The 607-nt window shown below is 63.1% G+C and carries 1 protein-coding gene; it reads left to right on the top strand.

What is annotated here, in order from left to right; translation table 11 throughout:
- Positions 1–32: 32 nt before the first annotated feature.
- Positions 33–607 (top strand): transposase (locus tag RM844_RS32090; RefSeq protein ID WP_311670975.1); only part of this gene is annotated, 575 nt, incomplete at its 3' end.

Here is a 607-nt window from a genome sequence, read left to right as displayed (position 1 = left end):
ATCCTGAAGCGCGTGAGCAGCGGCGGCGTGAGATGAAAGCGGCGACCGACAAGCTCAAGGCCTCTGGCGCTCTCGATGAGCTGTTCGCCAAGATCGACTCTGGAGAGGTCGAGCTTGGCGGTCATGACGGTCTGATCCAGCAGCTGATCAAGGCTGGACTCGAGCGCGGTCTGCAGGCTGAGCTGACCGATCACCTTGGCTATGAGCGCGGCGATCCCGAGGCCAGCCTGATCCCGAATTCCCGCAACGGTACGTACCCGAAAACGGTCGCCTCCCAGGTCGGCGACGTCGAGCTCGCGATACCACGCGACCGCGACGGCTCGTTCTCACCGTCGTTGGTGCCCAAAGGTTCTCGCCGTCTGGGCGGCTTGGATGACATGATCATCTCGCTGTATGCCGGCGGGATGACGCTACGCGATATCGAGCACCACCTGGCCAGCACGATCGGCACCGAAATCAGCCGCGAGACGCTGTCGAAAATCGTCGACGAGATCAGCGACGAAGTCCTGGCCTGGCAGCGCCGGCCGCTGGAACCGTTCTACCCGGTGATCTATCTGGACGCTCTGATCGTCAAAGTCCGCGACGGCGCCCACGTGCGCAACAAGGC

Source organism: Streptomyces chisholmiae (assembly GCF_031845445.1).
Classification (GTDB): domain Bacteria; phylum Actinomycetota; class Actinomycetes; order Streptomycetales; family Streptomycetaceae; genus Streptomyces; species Streptomyces chisholmiae.
Note: the sequence above shows the minus strand (reverse complement) of the source record. Positions and strands in the feature narration are given on the sequence as shown.